Here is a 20,706-nt window from a genome sequence, read left to right as displayed (position 1 = left end):
CACCGTTTTCCCTCCCTGCCCGCTCGTCACATCAGCTGGAGCAGTCCCCGGCACTTGGCCACAGCGTGCCTCGTTACCATGCGTGGACACAGCGACGGGCAACCACCGACACCACTGATACGACGAGGACGGGCGAACGCGTGGCCGAGGCGGCAGACATCCAGGGGACCCATCCCTCACCTGCCCGCCGTTGGCTGCGGCGCACGGCGTCGGTGCTCGCCGGAGCGCCCCTGCTGGCCGGCCTCCTGCACGGTGCCACGGCCCCGTCGGCGGCAGCCGCCGAGACCGCGACCGGCTCGCGCACCGTCGATGTGTCTCTCGACACGCTCAGCCCGAGCGCGCCGGTGGAGGGTGACACGCTCACCGTCTCCGGGACGGTCACCAACCAGAGCAAGCAGACGGTCACCGACGCCACGGTGAACGTCAGGGTCGGGCCTCGGATGACGAGCCGGAGCGAGATCGACGCCGTCTCGCGCCGTACCGGCTTCCTCCCGGGCAGCGATCCCGCGCCCCTGGGTGGCGGCTACAAGGTCCAGATCCCTCGGCTCGCAGCAGGGAGCAGCACGGACTTCAAGCTCTCCGTGCCGGTGGCCAAACTCGGGCTCGACGATGGCGGCGTCTACCAGCTGGGCGTCTCCCTCTCAGGACAGACGTCCCTGCAGTCGGGGGAGCAGGTTCTCGGGATCGAGCGGACCTTCCTGCCGTACCAGCCCGAGGCCGCGGAGAAGAAGACGCAGCTCACCTATCTCTGGCCGCTGATCTCCTCGGCCCATGTGTCGGCGGAGACGGGCACGGACGATCAGCAGACGCCGGTCTTCGAGAACGACGACCTGGCCGCGGAACTCGCTCCAGGCGGGCGCCTCGACCACATGGTCACGCTCGGCAAGGAACTCCCCGTCACCTGGGTGATCGACCCGGACCTGCTGGCCACCGTCGATGCCATGACGAAGAGCTACCAGGTCAAGAACGGCACGGAGACCGTGCCCGGCACGAACCAGGCCGTCGCCGAGCGATGGCTGGACTCGCTGGAGAAGGCGGTGGTCGGGCGCAAGGTCGTCGCCCTGCCGTTCGCCGACCCGGACATCGCCTCCCTCGCCCACCGGGGCAAGGACGTCCCCGGCTCCCTGAGCCATCTCCGGCCCGCCACGGAACTGGCCGGGTCGACCCTGGAGACCATCCTCCACGTGAAGCCGTCCACCGACTTCGCCTGGCCCGTCGACGGAGCCGTCGACCCCTCGATCATGGACGTCGCGACCTCGGCCGGTGCCCGCAAGGTGATCGCCCGATCGGACAGCTTCCAGGACGATCTCCCCTACACCCCGACGGCGGCCCGGCCCATCGGCGGCGGGACCACCGCCGTCGTCAGCGACGCCTATCTGTCGACGGCGTTCGAGGGCGACATGCTCACCGCCGGAAGCTCCACGCTCGCCGTCCAGAAGTTCCTGGCCCAGTCGCTCGCGGTCACCCTGGAGCAGCCCGACCGGCAGCGCAGCATCGTGGTCGCTCCCCAGCGAATGCCGACCACGGCCCAGGCACAGACCATGGCGACGGCGCTGCGCGGCCTGTCGGCCCAGCGCTGGACACAGTCCCTGGACCTGATCGCGGCCTCCGCCGTGAAGCCGGACCCGGACGCGGCCACCACGGTGCCCAGCGCCTCCCGCTATCCCCAGGCGCTGCGCAAGCAGGAACTTCCGGTGCAGGCCTTCCGCGACATGCAGGACACCCGTGGGCAACTGGACGACTTCAAGGTCATCCTGACCCAGCCGGACCGGGTGGTGACCCCGTTCGGCAACGCGATCAGCCGCGAGATGTCCACGTCCTGGCGCGGACAGGCGCCCGCGGCGTCGCTCTACCGGATCACGGTGCAGCAGTATCTGAAGAGCCTCACCAAGGGCGTTCAGCTGGTCGACAAGTCGGATCTCACGCTCTCCGGCCGCAGCGCCACCATCCCGGTGACCGTCCAGAACAAGTTGCTGCAGGGCGTGGACCACCTCGTACTGCGGCTGACCTCAGGCAACAAGACCCGTCTGAAGCTCAACGGCGGTGATGCCGTCGCCGAACTGCCGGTCAAGATCAACGGCGGGCACAGCCAGTCGGTGAAGTTCACCGCCTCGGCCAACGCCAACGGCCCGGTACCGATGACGGCCCAGCTGTTCACCCAGGACGGCACACCGTACGGGCAGCCCATGACCTTCACCGTGAAGGTCTCCGAGATCACCGCGACCGTGATGCTCGTCATCGCCGGCGGCGTGCTGCTCCTCGTCCTCGCAGGAGCGCGGATGTACACCCAGCGCAAGCGCGCGGCGGCCAGGAACGCCGAAGCGGAGGCCGCGGAGGACGACGATCCCGAGCAGCCGAGTGACCCGACGCCGGACACCGGTCCCGAAAGCGGCGACCCGTCGGGCGCGGGTGAGAAAGTGGACCGTTGAGCGATGTCGTGGCCGGTCGGCCGGGGACGATGAGGTGGGGTAACCATGAACGCGCCGTACGACGGTGACCGCGGCCAGGACGTGGGCGGCACCGGGCCGTCCGGTGGAACGCCCGCGGCGACCCCGGGACCCGGCCAGGCGCCGGTCCCGTCGCCGCAGCAGCCCGCCCCTGACCCGCACGACCAGAACCAGTACGCCCAGGACCCCTACGTCCAGGACGCGTACACCCACGATCCCTACCGTGCGCAGGATCTGTCGGCACAGGACCCGGTGACGGAGGCTCTCTACGACCGCGCGGCCCACCCGCCGCCCCCTCCGGGGACCTACCCGGAGCCTCAGCCGCTCTACCAGCAGCCGGCCGCTCCCCAGCACGCCCCGGACCCCCGGGTCTGGGCACAGACCCCGGCGCCCGAGCCGGACGGCCCCTCGCGTCATCTCCCCTACGGCGACGACGCCCGCACGGTCCAGTTCACCGGCGTGGACGACCTGGTGACCCGGGCCGGCGACGAGAAGCCCGAGCCGGACGCCTTCGCGCATCTCTACCGGGACCAGCAGACCCCCGGTCAGGTGCCCTCGCCCGCCCCGGAGCCGAATCCGATGCCCGCTCCAGCCCCGAAGAAGCCCGGTCGCGCCTCCGGGCTGCTGAAGTCGAGCGCGGTGATGGCGGCCGGCACGCTGGTCTCCCGCCTCACCGGCTTCGTCCGCAGCCTCGTGATCACCGGCGCGCTGGGCGCCGCGCTGCTCGGTGACACCTTCACCGTCGCGTACACCCTGCCGACGATGATCTACATCCTGACGGTCGGCGGCGGTCTCAACTCGGTCTTCGTGCCGCAGCTGGTCCGCTCGATGAAGAACGACGAGGACGGCGGCGAGGCCTACGCCAACCGGCTGCTGACCCTGGTCATGGTGGCGCTCGGCGCGATCGTGATCGTCGCCGTCTTCGCGGCTCCGCTGCTGATCCGGCTGATGTCGAACACCATCGCCGGCGACGCGGCCGCCAACAGCGTCGCCGTCACCTTCGCCCGCTACTGCCTGCCCACGATCTTCTTCATGGGCGTGCACGTGGTGATGGGTCAGATTCTCAATGCTCGGGGCAAGTTCGGCGCGATGATGTGGACCCCGGTCCTCAACAACATCGTCATGATCGTCACGTTCGGCCTGTTCATCTGGGTGTACGGCACGTCCGGCGAGTCCCACATGGGGGTCGACACCATCCCGGACGACGGCATCCGGCTGCTCGGCATCGGCACCCTGCTCGGCCTGGTCGTCCAGGCGCTGGCGATGATTCCCTACCTCCGTGAGACGGGCTTCCGCTTCCGCCCGCGCTTCGACTGGAAGGGCCACGGTCTCGGCAAGACGGTCAAACTGGCCAAGTGGACCGTGCTGTTCGTGCTGGCCAACCAGGCCGGTGTACTGGTCGTGACCCAGCTCGCCACCGCCGCCGGCGCGGAGTCCGGCAGGGACGGCGCCGGCTTCCTCGCCTACTCCAACGCCCAGCTGATCTGGGGCATGCCGCAGGCCATCATCACCGTCTCGGTCATGGCGGCGCTGCTGCCGCGCATCTCCCGCGCGGCCCACGACAACGACCCCGGCGCCGTACGCGACGACATCTCGCAGGGCCTGCGCAACTCCGCCGTCGCGATCGTCCCGGTCGCCTTCGCGTTCCTCGCCCTCGGCGTCCCGATGAGCACCCTGCTCTACGCCTCCAGCGGCTTCGAGGCGGCCCAGGGCATGGGCTTCATCCTGATGGCCTTCGGGCTCGGCCTCATCCCGTACTCGGTCCAGTACGTCGTCCTGCGTGGCTTCTACGCCTACGAGGACACCCGGACGCCCTTCTACAACACGGTCATCGTCGCCGCCGTCAACGCGGCTGCCTCGGCGGCCTGTTACTTCGTGCTCCCCGCCCGGTGGGCCGTCGTCGGCATGGCCGCCTCCTACGGCCTGGCCTACGCGGTCGGCGTCGGCGTCGCCTGGCGTCGCCTGCGCAACCGGCTGGGCGGCGACCTGGACGGCGCCCACGTCATGCGTACCTACGCCCGTCTCTGCCTCGCCTCCCTGCCCGCCGCGATCGTCGCCGGCGTGGTGGGATTCGCTCTTCTGAAGACCGTCGGGGACGGCGCTCTCGGCTCGCTCGTGGCCCTGTTCGTCGGCGGAGTGGTGCTGCTCGGCATCTTCTTCGTGGCGGCCAAGCGGATGCGGATCGCGGAGCTGAACTCCCTGGTCGGTATGGTCCGTGGGCGCCTGGGCCGGTAAGGAAACCGGTCCCGCACAACCATCGTCGACCGCCGCGTGTCGTGCGGAGCGGCCGACTGTGGGCACAATTGGCATGGCTGTTGGATGTGGCGCAACGGATGGGGAGGCAGGAACGACGGTGGCGGAACGTAGCACGGCTGCCGTCGACGTGGCCGACAACAGCGGTGACAACCCGCTGACCGCCAAGGCGGACAAGGCCGCGACCGACGGGGTGGCGGAAGCGCAGGACACGGCGGAGCAGTCCGCCGAGGTCACAGAGGACAAGGCCGGTAACCGGCAGAACGGCGAACAGCCCTCCATCGAGACTCCCGAACTGCACAGCGGGCACAAGCTGGCCAGGCGTTACCGACTGGAGGAGTGCGTCACTCGTCTGGACGGTTTCAGCAGTTGGCGCGCCGTCGACGAGAAACTGCGACGTGCCGTCGGTGTCCATCTCCTGCCGGCCGACCACCCCCGAGCCCGCTCGGTCCTCGCCGCGGCCCGTTCCGCGGCGCTGCTCGGAGACCCCCGGTTCGTCCAGGTCCTCGACGCCGTCGAGGAGAACGACCTCGTATACGTGGTGCACGAGTGGCTCCCCGACTCCGTCGAGTTGACGGCGCTGCTCGCCGCAGGCCCGCTGGAGCCGCACGACGCCTACCAGCTGGTCAGCCAGGTCTCCCAGGCCATGGCCGCCGCGCACCGCGAAGGCCTCGCCCATCTGCGCCTCACCCCGAGCGCCGTACTGCGCAGCTCCACCGGCCAGTACCGGATCCGCGGCCTCGCCGTGAACGCCGCGCTGCGGGGCATCAGCGCCGAGCGCCCCCAGCGCACCGATACCGAGGCGATCGGCGCCCTGCTGTACGCGGCGCTCACCCAGCGCTGGCCGTACGACAGCGATGCCTACGGGCTCTCCGGGCTGCCCAAGGGAGTGGGCCTGCTCCCTCCCGACCAGGTGCGGGCCGGGGTCCACCGCGGCCTGTCCGAGATCGCCATGCGCGCCCTGGCCAACGACGGAGCCACCGCCTCGCGCCAGGAGCCGGCGTGCACCACCCCGGACGAGCTCGCCAAGGCCGTGGCGGCGATGCCCCGCATCCGTCCGCCGGAGCCGGAGTTCCCGACCCCGCCCGAGTACCAGCGCACCACCTACCAGCAGGGCACCTACGGCCGCCCCCAGCAGCGCCCCGGTGCCGCGGTCACCCAGCCGGTGATCGCACCCCCGGCTCCGCTGGAGAGTCGTACCGGCAGGGCGCTGAAGTGGGCTGTGTCGGCGCTCCTCATCGCCGCCCTGGGCCTCGGCAGCTGGCAGATCGCGGACCGGCTGCTCGACCAGAAGAACGCGACTGAGACCCCGCAGCACACCCAGCCGCAGGACACCGAGGACGAGAAGAAGCCGGCGACGGGTGGGAAGCCGGTCGCGATCGTCGGCGCGCACGACTTCGACCCGGGGGGCGACGGCGCCGAGACTCCCTCGGAGATAGGGAATGCCTACGACGGGGATCCCTCCACGTCGTGGCAGACGTCCATCTACTACGGGTACTCGAACTTCGGCAGGTTGAAGGAGGGCGTGGGCCTCGTTCTGGACCTCGGATCGGTCCAACAGGTCTCCAAGGTCGAGGTCACCTTCCAGGGCAACACCTCCGTACAGCTGCGGACGGCGCCCGAGAACGCCTCGTCCCAGCCGGCGACGCCCGACGCCTACACCACCGTGGCCTCCGGCTCCGGTGCGCAGGTCCCCCTCACGGCCACCAAGCCCGTGAAGACGCGCTACGTTCTCGTCTGGCTGACCGACCTGCCCAGCAGCGGAGGCGGCTACCGCGGCAAGATCACAGACATCAAGATCACCAGCTGACGGCATGGGGGAGGGGGGCTCACCGTTGGACGAAGCCATAGGCAGCGGCATCAGCGACCAGGAACTCCTGGCGCGCCATGTCGCCGGCGACCCCGATGCCTTCGGTGAGCTTGTGCGGCGACACCGCGATCGGTTGTGGGCCGTGGCCCTGCGGACGCTGGGAGACCGTGAGGAGGCCGCTGACGCCGTCCAGGACGCCCTCGTCTCGGCCTTCCGGGCCGCGCACACCTTCCGTGGTCAGTCGGCGGTCACGACGTGGCTCCACCGGATCACGGTGAACGCCTGTCTCGATCGCGCCCGCAAGACCGCCTCCCGTAAGACCTCGCCCATGGACGACCCTGCGCGCTTCGAGCAGCTCCTCGAGCCCGCCGAGTCGGCCGAAGCGCCCGCCGAGCGCCAGGACCTCCACCGTGAGCTGCTGGCCGCCCTCGCCAAACTCCCTCAGGACCAGCGGGCCGCCCTCGTACTGGTCGACATGCAGGGCTATCCCGTGGCAGAGGCCGCCCGGATCCTGGACGTCCCCACCGGAACGGTGAAGAGCCGCTGCGCGCGCGGGCGGGCCCGGCTGCTGCCGATGCTCATCCATCTGCGCGCCGATACAAGGGGTAACGAAGCCCCCGACCGGGGAAGGAACCGGACGCCGGGGACATCCGTCCCACCGGTGTCGGGGCCAACGGATAACGGATCGAATGGTCCGGCTGCTGTGAAGGGCGGAGGTGGGCGCGCGTGACTTCCACGACCGGCAGGGCCGACACAACACAGCACCCGGACGTCTCGGAGATCTCCGAGCTCACCGAGGCGCTGCTTTCCCCCTCCCGCACCGCAGCCCTGCGACGGCACCTCGACGCCTGCTCGCTGTGCGCGGATGTGCGGACCTCCCTGGAGGAGATTCGGGGGCTGCTCGGTACCCTTCCCGGGCCGCCACGCATGCCCGCCGAGATCGCCGGCCGCATCGATGCCGCGCTGGCCGCCGAAGCGCTCCTGGACGCCACCACGCCGGACGTCGACGCGCATGTTTCACGTGAAACAGTGAGCACCCGCCTCGATACACGAACCAGCGCTACACCTGCCGTTGCAGATCGCCCTGCCGGCCGGCCTCGCGCGGCCACCGGTCCAGGCCGCTCCCGACCTGGACGCCGCCGCATCGCCGCCCTCGGCGCGGCCTTCGGCGCCGCAGCACTGGGCCTGAGTCTTTTCTTCGTCCAGGGCGGCGTACAGACACTCAGCGAGTCGGGCGACAAGAAGACGGACGGCGCCGCCAGTGGACTCACCGCGGGCCAGTTCGACGGCCGGCCGGTCGAAGCCCAGGTCCAGGACCTCCTGCATCAAGGCGCCGGCCTCAAGACCCCCGAGGGCACGCAACCGGAGTCGCTGACCGCCGAGAACGACGGCAACACCCCGAAGCGAGGCATGGCCGAGTCCCTGCCCAGCTGCGTCAAGGCCGGTACGGGCAGGACCGACGCGGTCCTCGCCTTCCAGAGGGGCGACTTCCAAGGCACTCCCGCCTATCTCGTCGTCCTGCCCGACGGCACCGAAGGCACTCGTGTGCAGGCCCTTGTCCTGGACGCCTCCTGCGCCGACGGTGGAGGACAGGCCAAGGCCGAGGTGCTGATGACACAGGTCTACCCCCGCTCCTGACCTCGTCGCCGTGCCGCACGGCGGTCGCGGGAATGCTCGCCCCGTAGGATCCGTTGGGTGGGGTGAGAGTCACCGACCGACCCCGTAGGCAGTAGGCAGTCTGCAGAGACGAGGAAGAAACCCGTGAGCGACGTCCGTAACGTGATCATCATCGGCTCCGGGCCCGCGGGTTACACCGCTGCGCTCTACACAGCGCGTGCGTCGCTGAAGCCGCTGGTCTTCGAAGGAGCTGTCACCGCTGGTGGCGCCCTGATGAACACGACCGACGTGGAGAACTTCCCCGGCTTCCGTGACGGCATCATGGGTCCGGACCTGATGGACAACATGCGCGCCCAGGCCGAGCGCTTCGGCGCCGAGCTGGTGCCCGACGATGTCGTCGCCGTCGACCTGACCGGCGAGATCAAGACCGTCACCGACACCGCCGGCACCGTGCACCGCGCGAAGGCCGTCATCGTCACGACCGGCTCCCAGCACCGCAAGCTCGGACTGCCCAAGGAGGACGAGCTCTCCGGACGCGGCGTCTCCTGGTGCGCCACCTGCGACGGGTTCTTCTTCAAGGACCAGGACATCGCCGTCGTCGGCGGCGGCGACACCGCGATGGAGGAGGCCACCTTCCTCTCCCGCTTCGCCAAGTCCGTCACCATCGTCCACCGCCGCGACACCCTGCGCGCCTCCAAGGCGATGCAGGAGCGCGCCTTCGCCGACCCGAAGATCACGTTCGCCTGGGACAGCGAGGTCGCCGAGATCCACGGTGACCAGAAGCTCTCCGGTCTGACGCTGCGGAACACCAAGACCGGTGAGACCAGCGAGCTGCCGGTGACCGGTCTCTTCATCGCCGTGGGCCACGACCCGCGCACGGAGCTCTTCAAGGGCCAGCTGGAGCTGGACGACGAGGGTTACCTCAAGGTCGACGCCCCGTCGACGCGGACCAACCTCTCCGGTGTCTTCGGAGCCGGTGACGTCGTCGACCACACCTACCGCCAGGCGATCACCGCCGCCGGAACGGGCTGCTCCTCCGCGCTCGACGCCGAGCGCTTCCTCGCCGCCCTCGCCGACAGCGACAAGCTCGCCGAACCGGAGAAGACCCCCGCGGTCTGACCCCGTCCCCACCACTCACACCCCGCAAAGTTAAGGGAGGTTGCCGTGGCCGGCACCCTGAAGAACGTGACCGACGCCGACTTCGACGAGGTCGTCCTCAAGAGCGACAAGCCCGTGCTCGTGGACTTCTGGGCCGAGTGGTGCGGGCCGTGCCGCCAGATCGCCCCGTCGCTGGAGGCGATCGCGGCCGAGCACGGCGAGATCGAGATCGTGAAGCTCAACATCGACCAGAACCCGGGCACGGCCGCCAAGTACGGCGTCATGTCCATCCCGACGCTGAACGTCTACCAGGGCGGCGAGGTCGTGAAGACCATCGTCGGTGCCAAGCCGAAGGCCGCGATCCTTCGCGACCTCGCGGACTTCGTCGAGACCACGGTCTGACCCCTCTGTTTCACGTGAAACACGAACGGTCCGCCTCCCTCGGGGAGGCGGGCCGTTGTCGTCTCTTCAGAGCGGCCGCAGTGCGGGCTCCTTCTGGACCGCGCCCAAGAGCCGGTCCAGTGCCAGCTCGACGTCTTCCTTCCAGGACAGCGTCGTCCGAAGCTCCAGCCTCAGCCGAGGAGAGGTGGGATGCGGGCGTACGGTCTTGAAACCCACCGCCGTGAGGTGGTCGGCCGGCAGGACACAGGCCGGCTCCTTCCACCGAGCATCACCGAACGCCTCGATCGCCTTGAAGCCGCGCCGCAACAGATCCTTGGCAACCGTCTGCACCATCGTCCGGCCGAGGCCCTGGCCCTGATACCCGGGCATGATCCAGGCCGTCATCAGCTGCACCGCGTCCGCGGAGACCGGACTCGTGGGAAAGGCCATGGAGCGCGGTACATAGGCCGGGGGTGCGTAGAGCACGAAACCGACCGGGACCTCGTCCACATAGACCACCCGGCCGCAGGAGCCCCACTCCAGCAGGACTGCGGAGATCCATGCTTCCTTCTCCAGCTCCGGCCGGCCCGCTTTCACCGCCGCTTCCCCACTCACGGGATCCAGCTCCCAGAAGACACAGGAGCGGCACCGCTTGGGGAGGTCCGGAAGGTTGTCCAGAGTGAGCGGTACGAGCCGACGCCCCACGGCTGTTCCTCGCTTCCCACGGCCATCGCAGTACGGATACGCCCTCACAGAATCGTATCGATGGGGCGATCAGGGCGATACCGCGCGCAGGCAAAGGGCGGGCCGTGTTCCCGCTTTCGCCGGAACACGGCCCGCCCTTCGGAACCCTGGAAACGTCGAACAGCTCAGCTCTCGGCGTCGCCCAGCTCGGAGTTCCCCTGGTCCAAGACCCGCCCCTCGCCCGGAGCAAGAGTCGAGAGAATCCGGTCGAGATCCTCCATCGAGGCGAACTCGACGACGATCTTTCCCTTCTTCTGGCCCAGGTCGACCTTCACCCGGGTCTCGAAGCGATCGGAGAGCCGCGTAGCCAGATCGGACAAGGCCGGGGAGACACGCGCCCCCGCCCTCGGCCCCTTCGGCTTGGTCGTGGACGTGGGCTCCGGGCCCATCAGGTTCACGATCTCTTCGACGGCACGCACCGAGAGACCCTCGGCCACGATCCGATACGCCAGCTTGTCCTGCGTCTCCGGATCGTCCACCGAGAGCAGGGCGCGGGCATGGCCGGCCGACAGCACACCGGCCGCGACCCGCCGCTGGACCGGAGGCGACAGCCGCAGCAGACGCAGCGTGTTGGAGACCTGCGGACGCGAGCGCCCGATCCGGTCGGCCAGCTGGTCATGGGTGCAGTTGAAGTCCTTGAGCAGCTGGTCGTAGGCGGCCGCCTCTTCCAGCGGGTTCAGCTGCGCCCGGTGGAGGTTCTCCAGGAGCGCGTCCAGGAGAAGCTTCTCGTCCTCGGTGGCCCGGACGATCGCGGGGATCCGCTCCAGGCCGGCCTCACGGCACGCCCTCCAGCGACGCTCACCCATGATCAGTTCGTAGCGCTCGGCTCCCACTTGCCGCACGACGACCGGCTGCAGCAGACCGACCTCCTTGATGGAGGTGATCAGCTCCGCCAGAGCGTCCTCGTCGAAGACCTCACGCGGCTGCTTCGGGTTGGGCGTGATGAAGTCAAGCGGCAGCTCGGCGAAATGCGCCCCGGCGGGGGATTCCGGCTCCACCACCGGAGCAGCCTCGAGCACCGGATCCATCGACATCACGGCGTCCGGGGACTGCGGGCTCTGCGGCAGGGTCGCCACCTTCGCGGCCGGCACGCCTCGCTCCGAAGACAGGGCGGGAACGGCCCCGGGGGAAGTGGAGCCCGCCCCCACACCGACAGCCGGCGCCTGCCGCTCCTGGGGAGCAGCAGGGATCAGCGCACCGAGCCCACGCCCCAATCCCCTACGTCGCTCACTCACTGGATCCCCTCCGACATGTTTCGCTGGCTGTTCTGGTGGCCCACATGATGGGCGTGCTGGGGGTCGTAGTGCATACCGACGCCCCGCAGCGCAATCTCACGGGCCGCCTCGAGATACGACAGCGAACCACTGGAGCCCGGGTCGTAGGTGAGGACGGTCTGTCCGTAGCTCGGCGCCTCCGAGATGCGCACGGACCTCGGAATGCTGGTCCGCAGCACCTCCTCACCGAAGTGGCTGCGCACTTCGTCGGCGACCTGCGAGGCGAGCCTCGTCCGGCCGTCGTACATGGTGAGCAGGATCGTCGAGACATGGAGCGTGGGGTTGAGGTGCCCACGCACCAGGTCCACGTTCCGCAGGAGCTGACCCAGGCCCTCCAGCGCGTAGTACTCGCACTGGATCGGGATCAGCACCTCGGCCCCCGCCACCAGGGCGTTGACCGTCAGCAGTCCGAGCGAGGGCGGGCAGTCGATCAGGATGTAGTCCAGTGGCTGCTCATATGCCTGGATCGCCCGCTGCAGTCGACTCTCCCGCGCCACCAGCGACACCAGCTCGATCTCCGCACCGGCGAGATCAATCGTGGCAGGGGCACAGAAGAGACCTTCGACGTCCTGGACGGGCTGGACCACGTCGGAGAGCGGCTTGCTCTCCACCAGGACGTCATAGATCGAGGGAACGTCGGCGTGGTGGTCGATGCCCAATGCCGTCGAGGCATTGCCCTGGGGGTCGAGGTCGATGACCAGGACCCGGGCCCCGTGCAGCGCCAAAGAGGCGGCAAGGTTGACGGTCGTGGTCGTCTTCCCCACGCCGCCCTTCTGGTTGGCGACCACCATCACGCGTGTCTGGGCCGGCCGAGGGAGGCCCTCACCGGCACGCCCCAGTGCCTCTACTGCCAGCTGGGCAGCACGACCAATGGGGGTGTCGTCCATGGGGGGCGGTGTTTCACGTGAAACATCCTCCCCCACCGATTCGGTTCGGGGACCGGGGACCGGATCGGTCATCGGTCCCGCGATGTTGGCGTCGGACCGCAAGGATTCACTCTCCTCGGCTTCAGGCTCGCGATGAACAGAGCCTGCCATGCTTTCGGGGTCGTGAACCAGCGAGGCCCGTGGTTCTGTGGATGAATCCACCTCTGTGGACAATCCCGTACCCCTCGCGAGTGGCTTCGCGAGGGGTTTGCGGTCCCGGGGCGTGGCAGCCGCGCGGCCGCGGCTGATGATCCCCTGCAGCAGTGAGCGACGTTTCACGTGAAACACGATGCACGCGCCGCCCACTCAGGACCGCTCGACACTCCGAAATACGTACGTATGGCAGCTTGTACGGATCAGTTGCGCCGCGTTGACGGCTCGTTCGCGCCGCATTGACGCTCAGCGGCGACGCCGCGTCCTGCTGGGGCGGGCGGCCTTGGCCCGCTTTGCGGCGAACCTCACACCACCCGGGCTCTCACCGACCTCCACGCGTACGACGGTCGACAGGGGGTCCACGATGCCCTCGCCGACCTGGAGCACGGAGGTCGCCACCACACCGAGCTTGGAGAGCGCGGCGCGGGCACCATCGATCTCCTCCTCGGCCGTGTCGCCCTTGAGCGCCAGCATCTCTCCGTACGGACGCAGCAGGGGGACACCCCAGCCGGCCAGCCGGTCCAGCGGCGCCACGGCGCGGGCGGTGACGACGTGCACGGGCGAGAGGGTACCGAGCACCTCCTCGGCACGACCGCGGACCACGGTCACATGGTCGAGCCCGAGCAGCTCCACGACCTCCTGGAGGAAGTTCGTCCGGCGGAGCAGCGGCTCCAGGAGCGTGATCTTCAGGTCCGGCCGTACCAGGGCCAGCGGGATACCAGGCAGGCCGGCACCCGAACCGACGTCGCACACGGTGACGCCCTCGGGCACCACCTCGGAGAGCACCGCGCAGTTCAGCAGGTGCCTCTCCCACAGCCGGGGAACCTCACGCGGGCCGATCAGCCCACGCTTGACGCCCGCGTCCGCGAGGAGCTCCGCGTACCGGACGGCCTCCGGGAAGTACTCACCGAATACCGTCCGAGCCTGTTCGGGCGCAGGGGGGAGCTCCGCTGCCTCCGTCACGGGAACCGTCCTTCCGTACCGCACGCATAGGTGCGAGCGCACTGTGGTGGCTGACTATCAGGCTGACAAGATCGGCCCCGCCTGCGAGCAGACGGGGCCGACACTGCGAGAGGGGTCAGGCAGGGAGAACGACGACGAAGCGCTGCGGCTCCTCGCCCTCGGACTCGCTGCGCAGACCGGCCGCGGCGACCGCGTCGTGCACGACTTTGCGCTCGAACGGGGTCATCGGGTCCAGCTTGACCGGCGCACCGGTCGACTTCACCTCGGACGCGGCCTTGGCGCCGATCTCGGCGAGCTCCTCGCGCTTCTTGGCGCGGAACCCGGCGATGTCGAGCATCAGCCGGCTGCGGTCGCCGGTCTCCCGGTGCACCGCCAGGCGGGTCAGCTCCTGGAGCGCCTCCAGCACCTCGCCGTCGCGCCCCACGAGCTTCTGCAGGTCGCGGCTGCTCGAGTCGCTGACGATCGAGACCGCGGCCCGGTCCGCCTCGACGTCCATGTCGATGTCGCCGTCGAGGTCGGCGATGTCGAGCAGGCCCTCGAGGTAGTCGGCCGCGATTTCGCCCTCCTGCTCCAGGCGGGTCAGGGTGTCGCCACCCTCGGCGGCGGCGGAGATGGTGCCTTCCGACACGGATGGACTCCTTCTACTTCTTGGACGACGGGTGCTTCGGGCGCTGCTGGCCCTTGCGCTGACCGGACTTGGCCTGACGGGATCCCCCGGAGTTGGCCCTCGGACGCGCGGGCTTGTCGCCCTGCGCCGAGTCCTTCGCCGAGTCCTTCGCCTCGCCCTTGGCCTCACCCTGCGGCTTCTTCTCCAGCGAGGTGGTGGGCTTCTCGTCGGACGCCTCGGGTTCCGCGTCCTCGGCGCCCTTCGCCGTGGAGTGCTGGGCCGCGGCCTGACGCTTCGCCTTGGTCTGGCGCTTGGGCTGCTGGCGCCTGGCCGCGGCACCGCCCTCGGCCTCGACGGTGACGGTGTCGCTCTTGATCACGGTGCCGTCGGCCTGGGGCGCGAAGCCGGCCTTGGCCAGGCCCGAGAAGAAGCGGCGCTCGTTCTCGTTGCGGTCGGCGCCCTTGGCGACGATGGCCTTCACGATGTTCTTCCGACGACGACCGCGGACCTCACCGTGCGACCCGACGCTCTTCAGCAGGCGCTGGAGGTAGGCGTCCTGGGCCTTGCTGCCCGGAGTGGGGTTCTGGCTGATCACGTACATCTGCTGGCCCATGGTCCACACGTTCGTGGTCAGCCAGTAGACGAGCACACCGACGGGGAAGTTGATGCCCATGACGGCGAAGATCACCGGGAAGATGTACATGAGCATCTTCTGCTGCTGCATGTACGGCGTCTTCACCGAGAGGTCGACGTTCTTCATCATCAGCTGGCGCTGCGTGTAGAACTGCGAGGCCGACATCATGATGATCATGATCGCGGTGACGATGCGGACCGAGGTCAGCGAGGCGTCGAGAGCGGCGACGTCGGCGGCGCTGTCGGTGAAGGTGGCGGCCAGCGGAGCGCCGAAGATGTGCGCCTGGCGGGCGCTCTCCAGCAGCGGCTGATCGATGACACCGATCGTCTTGCCCTCGGCGATGTGCGAGAGCACCGCGTACAGGGCGAAGAAGAACGGCGACTGCGCCAAGATGGGCAGGCACGAGGAGAGCGGGTTGGTGCCCGTCTCCTTGTACAGCTTCATCATCTCTTCGGACTGACGCTGCTTGTCGCTCTTGTAGCGCTCCTGGATCGCCTTCATCTTCGGCTGGAGCGCCTGCATGTTCCGCGTCGACTTGATCTGCTTCACGAAGAGCGGGATCAGACAGATGCGGATCAGCACCACGAGGGACACGATCGACAGGCCCCAGGCCCAGCCCGTGTCAGGGCCGAAGATCGCCCCGTACAGCTTGTGGAACTGGACGATCACCCATGAGACAGGTGTGGTGATGAAGCTGAAAAAATTGGCAATCGTGTCCACTAATCAGGCTCCTTGAGCATTGGGCGAGGTCTCTGCGGCCGGGCTCGTCTCGGCGGTGGACCCGCCCTTGTCGCCACGCAGCGCGTTCCGCAGCAGTTCGTGCCAGCGAGGACGCTTGCGCGGAGGCACGTGGTCCACGCCGCCGGGCGACCACGGATTGCACCGCAGAATGCGCCAGGCGGTCAGGGCTGTGCCCTTGATCGCGCCATGCCGGTCGATGGCCGTGAATCCGTAGTGGGAACACGACGGGTAGTACCGGCAGACGGGCCCGAGAAGCGGGCTGATCGTCCACTGGTACAGCTTGATGAGAGCGAGCAGCGGGTACTTCATCGCGTGCCCCCTCCCAGGAGCCGCTGAAGCGCGGTGTCCAGGTCTCGGGCCAGCTGTGCGTGGTCGGCGTCGCCGGCTCCGGGCAATGCCCGTACGACCACCAGGCTACCGGGGGGCAGCTCGGACAGCCGTTCGCGGACGAGGTGGCGCAGACGTCGCTTCACCTGGTTGCGTACGACGGCGCCGCCCACGGCCTTGCTCACGACGAAACCCGCACGCGTCGGGGGAGCGCTCTCCCCAGGCGCGTGCGGGTCCGTTGCACCGCTGCTTAGGTGGACGACGAGGAGCGGGCGACCGGCCCGGCGACCTCGGCGTACCGCGGTTGCGAAGTCCTCGCGCCGCCTCAGCCGATTCTCGGTAGGCAGCACGTCATGACCTGTTTAAGCGATCAGGCGGACAGGCTCGAGCGACCCTTGGAACGGCGGTTCGCCAGGATGGCGCGACCGGCGCGCGTGCGCATCCGCAGGCGGAAGCCGTGGGTCTTGGCGCGACGACGGTTGTTCGGCTGGAAGGTGCGCTTGCTCACTCGGGGGCTCCAGAAATGATTCGTAGATGGCGGGACATCGCCTGGCTGTCACCGTGCGCCCACGAGTAGCTCGCAATACGCCCGAGTGCACCGCTTCACGATCACAGACCGTGATCTTTGCCCATCGGAGGCAGGCGGCAGCAGCCATCGACAACTCGACCTGGTTACGGTACGCGCGGCTACGCCATCCGGTCAAACCGACCGATCAGCGGGGTCCATTGTGCACAGGCTGTGGACAACAACTTGAACGAGGTCAGCCGCCGCGACTACCGTGGCTGGACTCCTCAATCTTTTTCCGTTCTGTCCTCACCTGTCCTGACGGACTTCGACCAACCGTCCCGAGAACCACACCTTCGTGGGACCTGCGAGAAAGCGTGCCCTGTGGCTGACGTACCTGCCGATCTTGCCGCAGTGTGGCCACGCGTGCTGGAGCAACTCCTCGGAGAAGGCCAGCAGGGCATCGAGCCCAAGGACAAGCAGTGGATCGAGCGCTGCCAGCCTCTCGCACTGGTGGCCGACACCGCACTGCTCGCCGTCCCCAACGAATGGGGCAAGCGCGTCCTCGAAGGCCGCCTCGCGCCACTGATCAGCGAGACCCTGAGCCGCGAGTGCGGCCGCCCCATCCGGATCGCGATCACCGTCGACGACTCGGTCGGCGAACCGAGCCCCCTCGCGCCCCCGACCCAGCAGCAGCCGCGGTACGACGAGCGGCCGCCCTCGGAGCCGTACGACAAGTACGACGGCTACGGCCACCGGCCCATGCCCGACGACGGCCTGCCCACCGCCCGCCCCGCGTACCCGGACTACCAGCAGCAGCGGCCCGACCCGGGCTCGTGGCCGCGTACCCAGGAGGACCTCTCCTGGCAGCAGCCGCGGCTCGGTTCGTTCCAGGAGCGCGACCCGTACGCAGGCCCGAGGTCGCAGCAGTCCCAGCAGCCGCGGTACGACGAGCGGCCGTCCGCCTACGACCACCCGCAGCGGCCGGACCGGGCCGATCTGCCCGACGGACCGCGTCCGGGCGCCGGACCGGGTCCCCGCCCGGGCGGTCCGGCCTCGGGCCCCATGGGCGGCGGCTCCTCCGGGCAGGGGTCCACCTCCGGTGCCCCCGGCGAGCAGCACGCGCGGCTGAACCCCCGGTACCTCTTCGACACCTTCGTCATCGGTTCCTCGAACCGGTTCGCGCACGCGGCCGCCGTCGCGGTGGCCGAGGCGCCGGCGAAGGCGTACAACCCTCTCTTCATCTACGGGGAGTCGGGCCTCGGCAAGACCCACCTGCTGCACGCCATCGGGCATTACGCGCGGAGCCTCTACCCGGGGACCCGGGTGCGGTACGTGAGCTCGGAGGAGTTCACCAACGAGTTCATCAACTCGATCCGCGACGGCAAGGGCGACGCCTTCCGCAAGCGCTACCGGGATGTGGACATCCTGCTCGTCGACGACATCCAGTTCCTCGCGAGCAAGGAGTCGACGCAGGAGGAGTTCTTCCACACCTTCAACACGCTCCACAACGCGAACAAGCAGATCGTGCTCTCCTCGGACCGGCCGCCCCGGCAGCTGGTGACCCTGGAGGACCGGCTCCGCAACCGCTTCGAGTGGGGCCTGACCACCGATGTGCAGCCGCCCGAGCTGGAGACGCGCATCGCGATCCTCCGTAAGAAGGCGGTCCAGGAGCAGCTCAACGCCCCGCCGGAGGTGCTCGAGTTCATCGCCTCCCGGATCTCGCGGAACATCCGCGAGCTGGAGGGCGCGCTGATCCGCGTGACCGCGTTCGCGAGCCTCAACCGGCAGCCGGTGGACCTCGGGCTCACCGAGATCGTCCTCAAGGACCTGATCCCGGGCGGCGAGGACTCGGCGCCCGAGATCACAGCGCCGGCGATCATGGCCGCGACGGCGGACTACTTCGGGCTGACCGTCGAGGACCTCTGCGGGTCCTCGCGGAGCCGGGTCCTGGTGACCGCCCGCCAGATCGCCATGTACCTGTGCCGGGAGCTCACCGACCTGTCGCTGCCGAAGATCGGTGCGCAGTTCGGTGGTCGCGACCACACGACCGTGATGCACGCGGACCGGAAGATCCGCGCGCTCATGGCCGAGCGGCGCTCGATCTACAACCAGGTCACCGAGCTGACCAACCGCATCAAGAACGGCTGAGACCGAGGGGGAGCGCCGAGAGCCGCCCCGAGCCGCCGCGCACCCTCAAAGGGCGCCCTGGGACACCTCCTGGGGCGCCCTTCTCGTTCCCGGGCGCCTGTGCGCCGGCCTTCCACCCGCCCTCTACGCGGCTTCCCACACCCCTGTGCACGGCTTCCGGGCCGCCCGGGCGGGACAGCGCTGTTCGAATAGGACGAGCGGGTGGCCAGTTCTCCACAGATTGAGGGATGATCTTCCGTCCACAGGGTGGGACTGCTGAGTTATCCGGACTGCGTCCACAGGCCCACGGTCTGTGAGGTCATCACACCAGGTCAGGTGGGTGTGGATTTGTTGGCAACCTTGATCCACAGGCTGTGGACGAATCTTTCGTCCACAGGGCCGCCTCTCGGTTGTCCACCGGCAACCCACAGGGGGCGGTCAGTTGCCCACAGCTTCTCCACACCGCTGTCCACTGTTCGGCAACGAATCGCCCGAGCTCACCGCGTCGAGTGAAAGCGGTCACACCAACGGAGACGATTGGGCTGTGGGGAACACGGGTAAAGCTGGGGACAGCACTGGGGAGAACTCGGCCCTGCCTGTGTACCGGGTGTGCAGAACTTTCGGGCGTCCACAGAACCCCTGAGTTGTCCACCGGGTCCACCCACAGGGGCGGTGGACAAAAAACCGGCGTTGACCTGCGCATACGGGGTTATCCACGGTTTCCACAGGCCCTACTACTACTCCCACCTAGAGTTAGCCCGGAATCCGCTTCGAAGTGGGGCCTGTGCACAACTCGGCGCCGGAGCCTCGGCGGCCTCTTGTCGCGACTTGACCCCGAGCCGCACCGAGTGTCGGTGGCGTACGTCAGACTGGTTCCCGCAGTCGACGTAGAGCCAGCAACAGCAGGAGGCGGTTCCGGTGAAGATCCGGGTGGAGCGCGATGTACTCGCGGAGGCGGTGGCCTGGGTGGCCCGCAGCCTCCCGGCCCGTCCGCCGGCGCCCGTACTCGCGGGCCTTCTGCTGAAGGCCGAGGACGGCGCGCTGAGCTTCTCGAGCTTCGACTACGAGGTCTCGGCCCGCGTCTCCGTCGAGGCGGAGGTCGAGGAGGACGGCACCGTCCTGGTCTCCGGCCGTCTGCTCGCCGACATCTGCCGCGCCCTGCCCAACCGTCCGGTGGAGATCTCCACAGACGGTGTACGGGCGACCGTGGTCTGCGGCTCCTCCCGCTTCACCCTCCACACCCTGCCTGTGGAGGAGTACCCGGCGCTGCCGGAGATGCCCACCGCGACCGGCACGGTCCCCGGTGAGGTCTTCGCCTCCGCCGCCGCCCAGGTGGCCATCGCCGCCGGCCGCGACGACACGCTGCCCGTCCTCACCGGTGTGCGCATCGAGATCGAGGGCGACACGGTCACCCTGGCCTCCACCGACCGCTACCGCTTCGCGGTCCGCGAGTTCCTGTGGAAGCCGGAGTCCCCGGACGCCTCCGCCGTCGCCCTGGTGCCCGCCAAGACCCTCCTGGACACCGCCAAGGCGCTGACCAGCGGTGACACGGTCACCCTGGCGCTCTCCGGCTCAGGCAAGGGCGAGGGCCTGATCGGCTTCGAGGGCGCGGGCCGCCGCACCACCACGCGGCTGCTCGAAGGCGACCTGCCGAAGTACCGCACGCTCTTCCCGACCGAGTTCAACTCGGTCGCGGTGATCGAGACCGCCCCGTTCGTCGAGGCCGTCAAGCGTGTGGCCCTGGTGGCCGAGCGCAACACCCCGGTCCGGCTCAGCTTCGAGCAGGGCGTGCTGATCCTGGAGGCCGGCTCCAGCGACGACGCACAGGCTGTGGAGCGTGTGGACGCGCAGCTGGAGGGCGACGACATCTCGATCGCCTTCAACCCGACGTTCCTGCTGGACGGCCTGAGCGCGATCGACTCCCCGGTCGCCCAGCTCTCGTTCACCACGTCCACCAAGCCCGCGCTGCTGAGCGGAAAGCCGGCTCTGGACGCCGAGGCGGACGAGGCGTACAAGTACCTGATCATGCCGGTGCGCCTCAGCGGCTGACGGCCCTCGGGCAGGCGTCGACTGAGCGGCTGACCCCACAGGTGTGC

General features: G+C 69.0%; 18 protein-coding genes. 9 read left to right on the top strand and 9 right to left on the bottom strand.

The genetic code is table 11. From position 1 onward, the window contains the following. The first annotated feature begins 140 nt into the window (after positions 1-140). The 7 genes from ACFYV5_RS15350 (at position 141) to trxA (ending at position 9,627) form a co-directional block, all read left to right on the top strand. Positions 141-2,429: a DUF6049 family protein gene (locus tag ACFYV5_RS15350; protein WP_389168581.1), complete on the top strand. Its 2,289-nt coding sequence runs from the start codon at positions 141-143 to the stop codon at positions 2,427-2,429. A gap of 45 nt (positions 2,430-2,474) precedes the next feature. Beyond that, entirely contained in the window at positions 2,475-4,682 is a 2,208-nt protein-coding gene (gene murJ, locus ACFYV5_RS15345) for a murein biosynthesis integral membrane protein MurJ (protein ID WP_389168579.1), read from the top strand. Between the two features lie 118 nt (positions 4,683-4,800). Further along, positions 4,801-6,510 (top strand): protein kinase family protein, encoded by a 1,710-nt coding sequence (locus ACFYV5_RS15340; protein WP_389168577.1) that lies wholly within the window; start codon positions 4,801-4,803, stop codon positions 6,508-6,510. 4 nt (positions 6,511-6,514) lie between these two features. Then, complete coding sequence (sigM, locus tag ACFYV5_RS15335) at positions 6,515-7,240, top strand: RNA polymerase sigma factor SigM (RefSeq protein WP_389168575.1); 726 nt, start codon at positions 6,515-6,517, stop codon at positions 7,238-7,240. After that, entirely contained in the window at positions 7,237-8,148 is a 912-nt protein-coding gene (locus ACFYV5_RS15330) for a hypothetical protein (protein ID WP_389168573.1), read from the top strand. Before sigM ends, ACFYV5_RS15330 begins: the two co-directional genes overlap by 4 nt. Positions 8,149-8,271: 123 nt before the next feature. Further along, positions 8,272-9,246 carry a thioredoxin-disulfide reductase gene (gene trxB, locus ACFYV5_RS15325; protein WP_389168572.1) on the top strand — a complete coding sequence of 325 codons (975 nt, stop codon included), beginning with the start codon at positions 8,272-8,274 and terminating at the stop codon, positions 9,244-9,246. 45 nt (positions 9,247-9,291) lie between these two features. After that, positions 9,292-9,627: a thioredoxin gene (gene trxA / locus ACFYV5_RS15320; RefSeq protein WP_355110714.1), complete on the top strand. Its 336-nt coding sequence runs from the start codon at positions 9,292-9,294 to the stop codon at positions 9,625-9,627. Positions 9,628-9,693: 66 nt separating this feature from the next. On the opposite strand, the gene ACFYV5_RS15315 is transcribed toward trxA, so the two are convergent. From ACFYV5_RS15315 to rpmH, 9 genes are all read right to left on the bottom strand, one after another. Further along, positions 9,694-10,311, bottom strand: coding sequence for a GNAT family N-acetyltransferase (locus ACFYV5_RS15315; RefSeq protein ID WP_355110713.1), 618 nt, complete (start codon positions 10,309-10,311; stop codon positions 9,694-9,696). A 164-nt stretch (positions 10,312-10,475) separates the two neighbouring features. Then, complete coding sequence (locus ACFYV5_RS15310; RefSeq protein WP_389168569.1) at positions 10,476-11,585, bottom strand: ParB/RepB/Spo0J family partition protein; 1,110 nt, start codon at positions 11,583-11,585, stop codon at positions 10,476-10,478. After that, positions 11,582-12,661 (bottom strand): ParA family protein, encoded by a 1,080-nt coding sequence (locus ACFYV5_RS15305; protein WP_355110711.1) that lies wholly within the window; start codon positions 12,659-12,661, stop codon positions 11,582-11,584. The genes ACFYV5_RS15310 and ACFYV5_RS15305 overlap by 4 nt, the downstream gene beginning before the upstream one ends. Positions 12,662-12,949: 288 nt before the next feature. After that, complete coding sequence (rsmG, locus tag ACFYV5_RS15300) at positions 12,950-13,666, bottom strand: 16S rRNA (guanine(527)-N(7))-methyltransferase RsmG (protein ID WP_355110710.1); 717 nt, start codon at positions 13,664-13,666, stop codon at positions 12,950-12,952. A 115-nt stretch (positions 13,667-13,781) separates the two neighbouring features. Next, positions 13,782-14,294: a R3H domain-containing nucleic acid-binding protein gene (locus ACFYV5_RS15295; RefSeq protein WP_355110709.1), complete on the bottom strand. Its 513-nt coding sequence runs from the start codon at positions 14,292-14,294 to the stop codon at positions 13,782-13,784. A 13-nt stretch (positions 14,295-14,307) separates the two neighbouring features. Then, positions 14,308-15,627 carry a membrane protein insertase YidC gene (yidC, locus tag ACFYV5_RS15290; protein WP_389168566.1) on the bottom strand — a complete coding sequence of 440 codons (1,320 nt, stop codon included), beginning with the start codon at positions 15,625-15,627 and terminating at the stop codon, positions 14,308-14,310. A gap of 3 nt (positions 15,628-15,630) precedes the next feature. Then, entirely contained in the window at positions 15,631-15,957 is a 327-nt protein-coding gene (gene yidD / locus ACFYV5_RS15285) for a membrane protein insertion efficiency factor YidD (RefSeq protein WP_137994568.1), read from the bottom strand. Further along, positions 15,954-16,325 carry a ribonuclease P protein component gene (gene rnpA, locus ACFYV5_RS15280; protein WP_355110707.1) on the bottom strand — a complete coding sequence of 124 codons (372 nt, stop codon included), beginning with the start codon at positions 16,323-16,325 and terminating at the stop codon, positions 15,954-15,956. The genes yidD and rnpA overlap by 4 nt, the downstream gene beginning before the upstream one ends. Positions 16,326-16,345: 20 nt before the next feature. Beyond that, a complete protein-coding gene (gene rpmH / locus ACFYV5_RS15275) occupies positions 16,346-16,483 on the bottom strand; it encodes a 50S ribosomal protein L34 (RefSeq protein ID WP_060891143.1) in 138 nt (45 codons plus the stop codon). Positions 16,484-16,864: 381 nt separating this feature from the next. On the opposite strand from rpmH, the gene dnaA reads away from it, so the two are divergent. Both dnaA and dnaN read left to right on the top strand, forming a co-directional pair. Then, the gene (gene dnaA / locus ACFYV5_RS15270) at positions 16,865-18,631 is read left to right on the top strand and encodes a chromosomal replication initiator protein DnaA (protein WP_389168563.1); all 1,767 of its coding nucleotides are present in this window, start codon (positions 16,865-16,867) and stop codon (positions 18,629-18,631) included. A gap of 897 nt (positions 18,632-19,528) precedes the next feature. After that, positions 19,529-20,659 (top strand): DNA polymerase III subunit beta, encoded by a 1,131-nt coding sequence (gene dnaN / locus ACFYV5_RS15265; protein ID WP_015034855.1) that lies wholly within the window; start codon positions 19,529-19,531, stop codon positions 20,657-20,659. Positions 20,660-20,706: the final 47 nt, after the last annotated feature.

The organism is Streptomyces sp. NPDC003035 (genome assembly GCF_042888285.1).
Classification (GTDB): domain Bacteria; phylum Actinomycetota; class Actinomycetes; order Streptomycetales; family Streptomycetaceae; genus Streptomyces.
Note: the sequence above shows the minus strand (reverse complement) of the source record. Positions and strands in the feature narration are given on the sequence as shown.

Coding starts and splice junctions, on each gene's coding strand:
- murJ (WP_389168579.1), top strand. CDS start 2,475: ATGAACGCGCCGTACGACGGTGACCGCGGCCAGGACGTGGGCGGCACC.
- sigM (WP_389168575.1), top strand. CDS start 6,515: ATGGGGGAGGGGGGCTCACCGTTGGACGAAGCCATAGGCAGCGGCATC.
- ACFYV5_RS15305 (WP_355110711.1), bottom strand. CDS start 12,661: ATGGCAGGCTCTGTTCATCGCGAGCCTGAAGCCGAGGAGAGTGAATCC.
- yidD (WP_137994568.1), bottom strand. CDS start 15,957: ATGAAGTACCCGCTGCTCGCTCTCATCAAGCTGTACCAGTGGACGATC.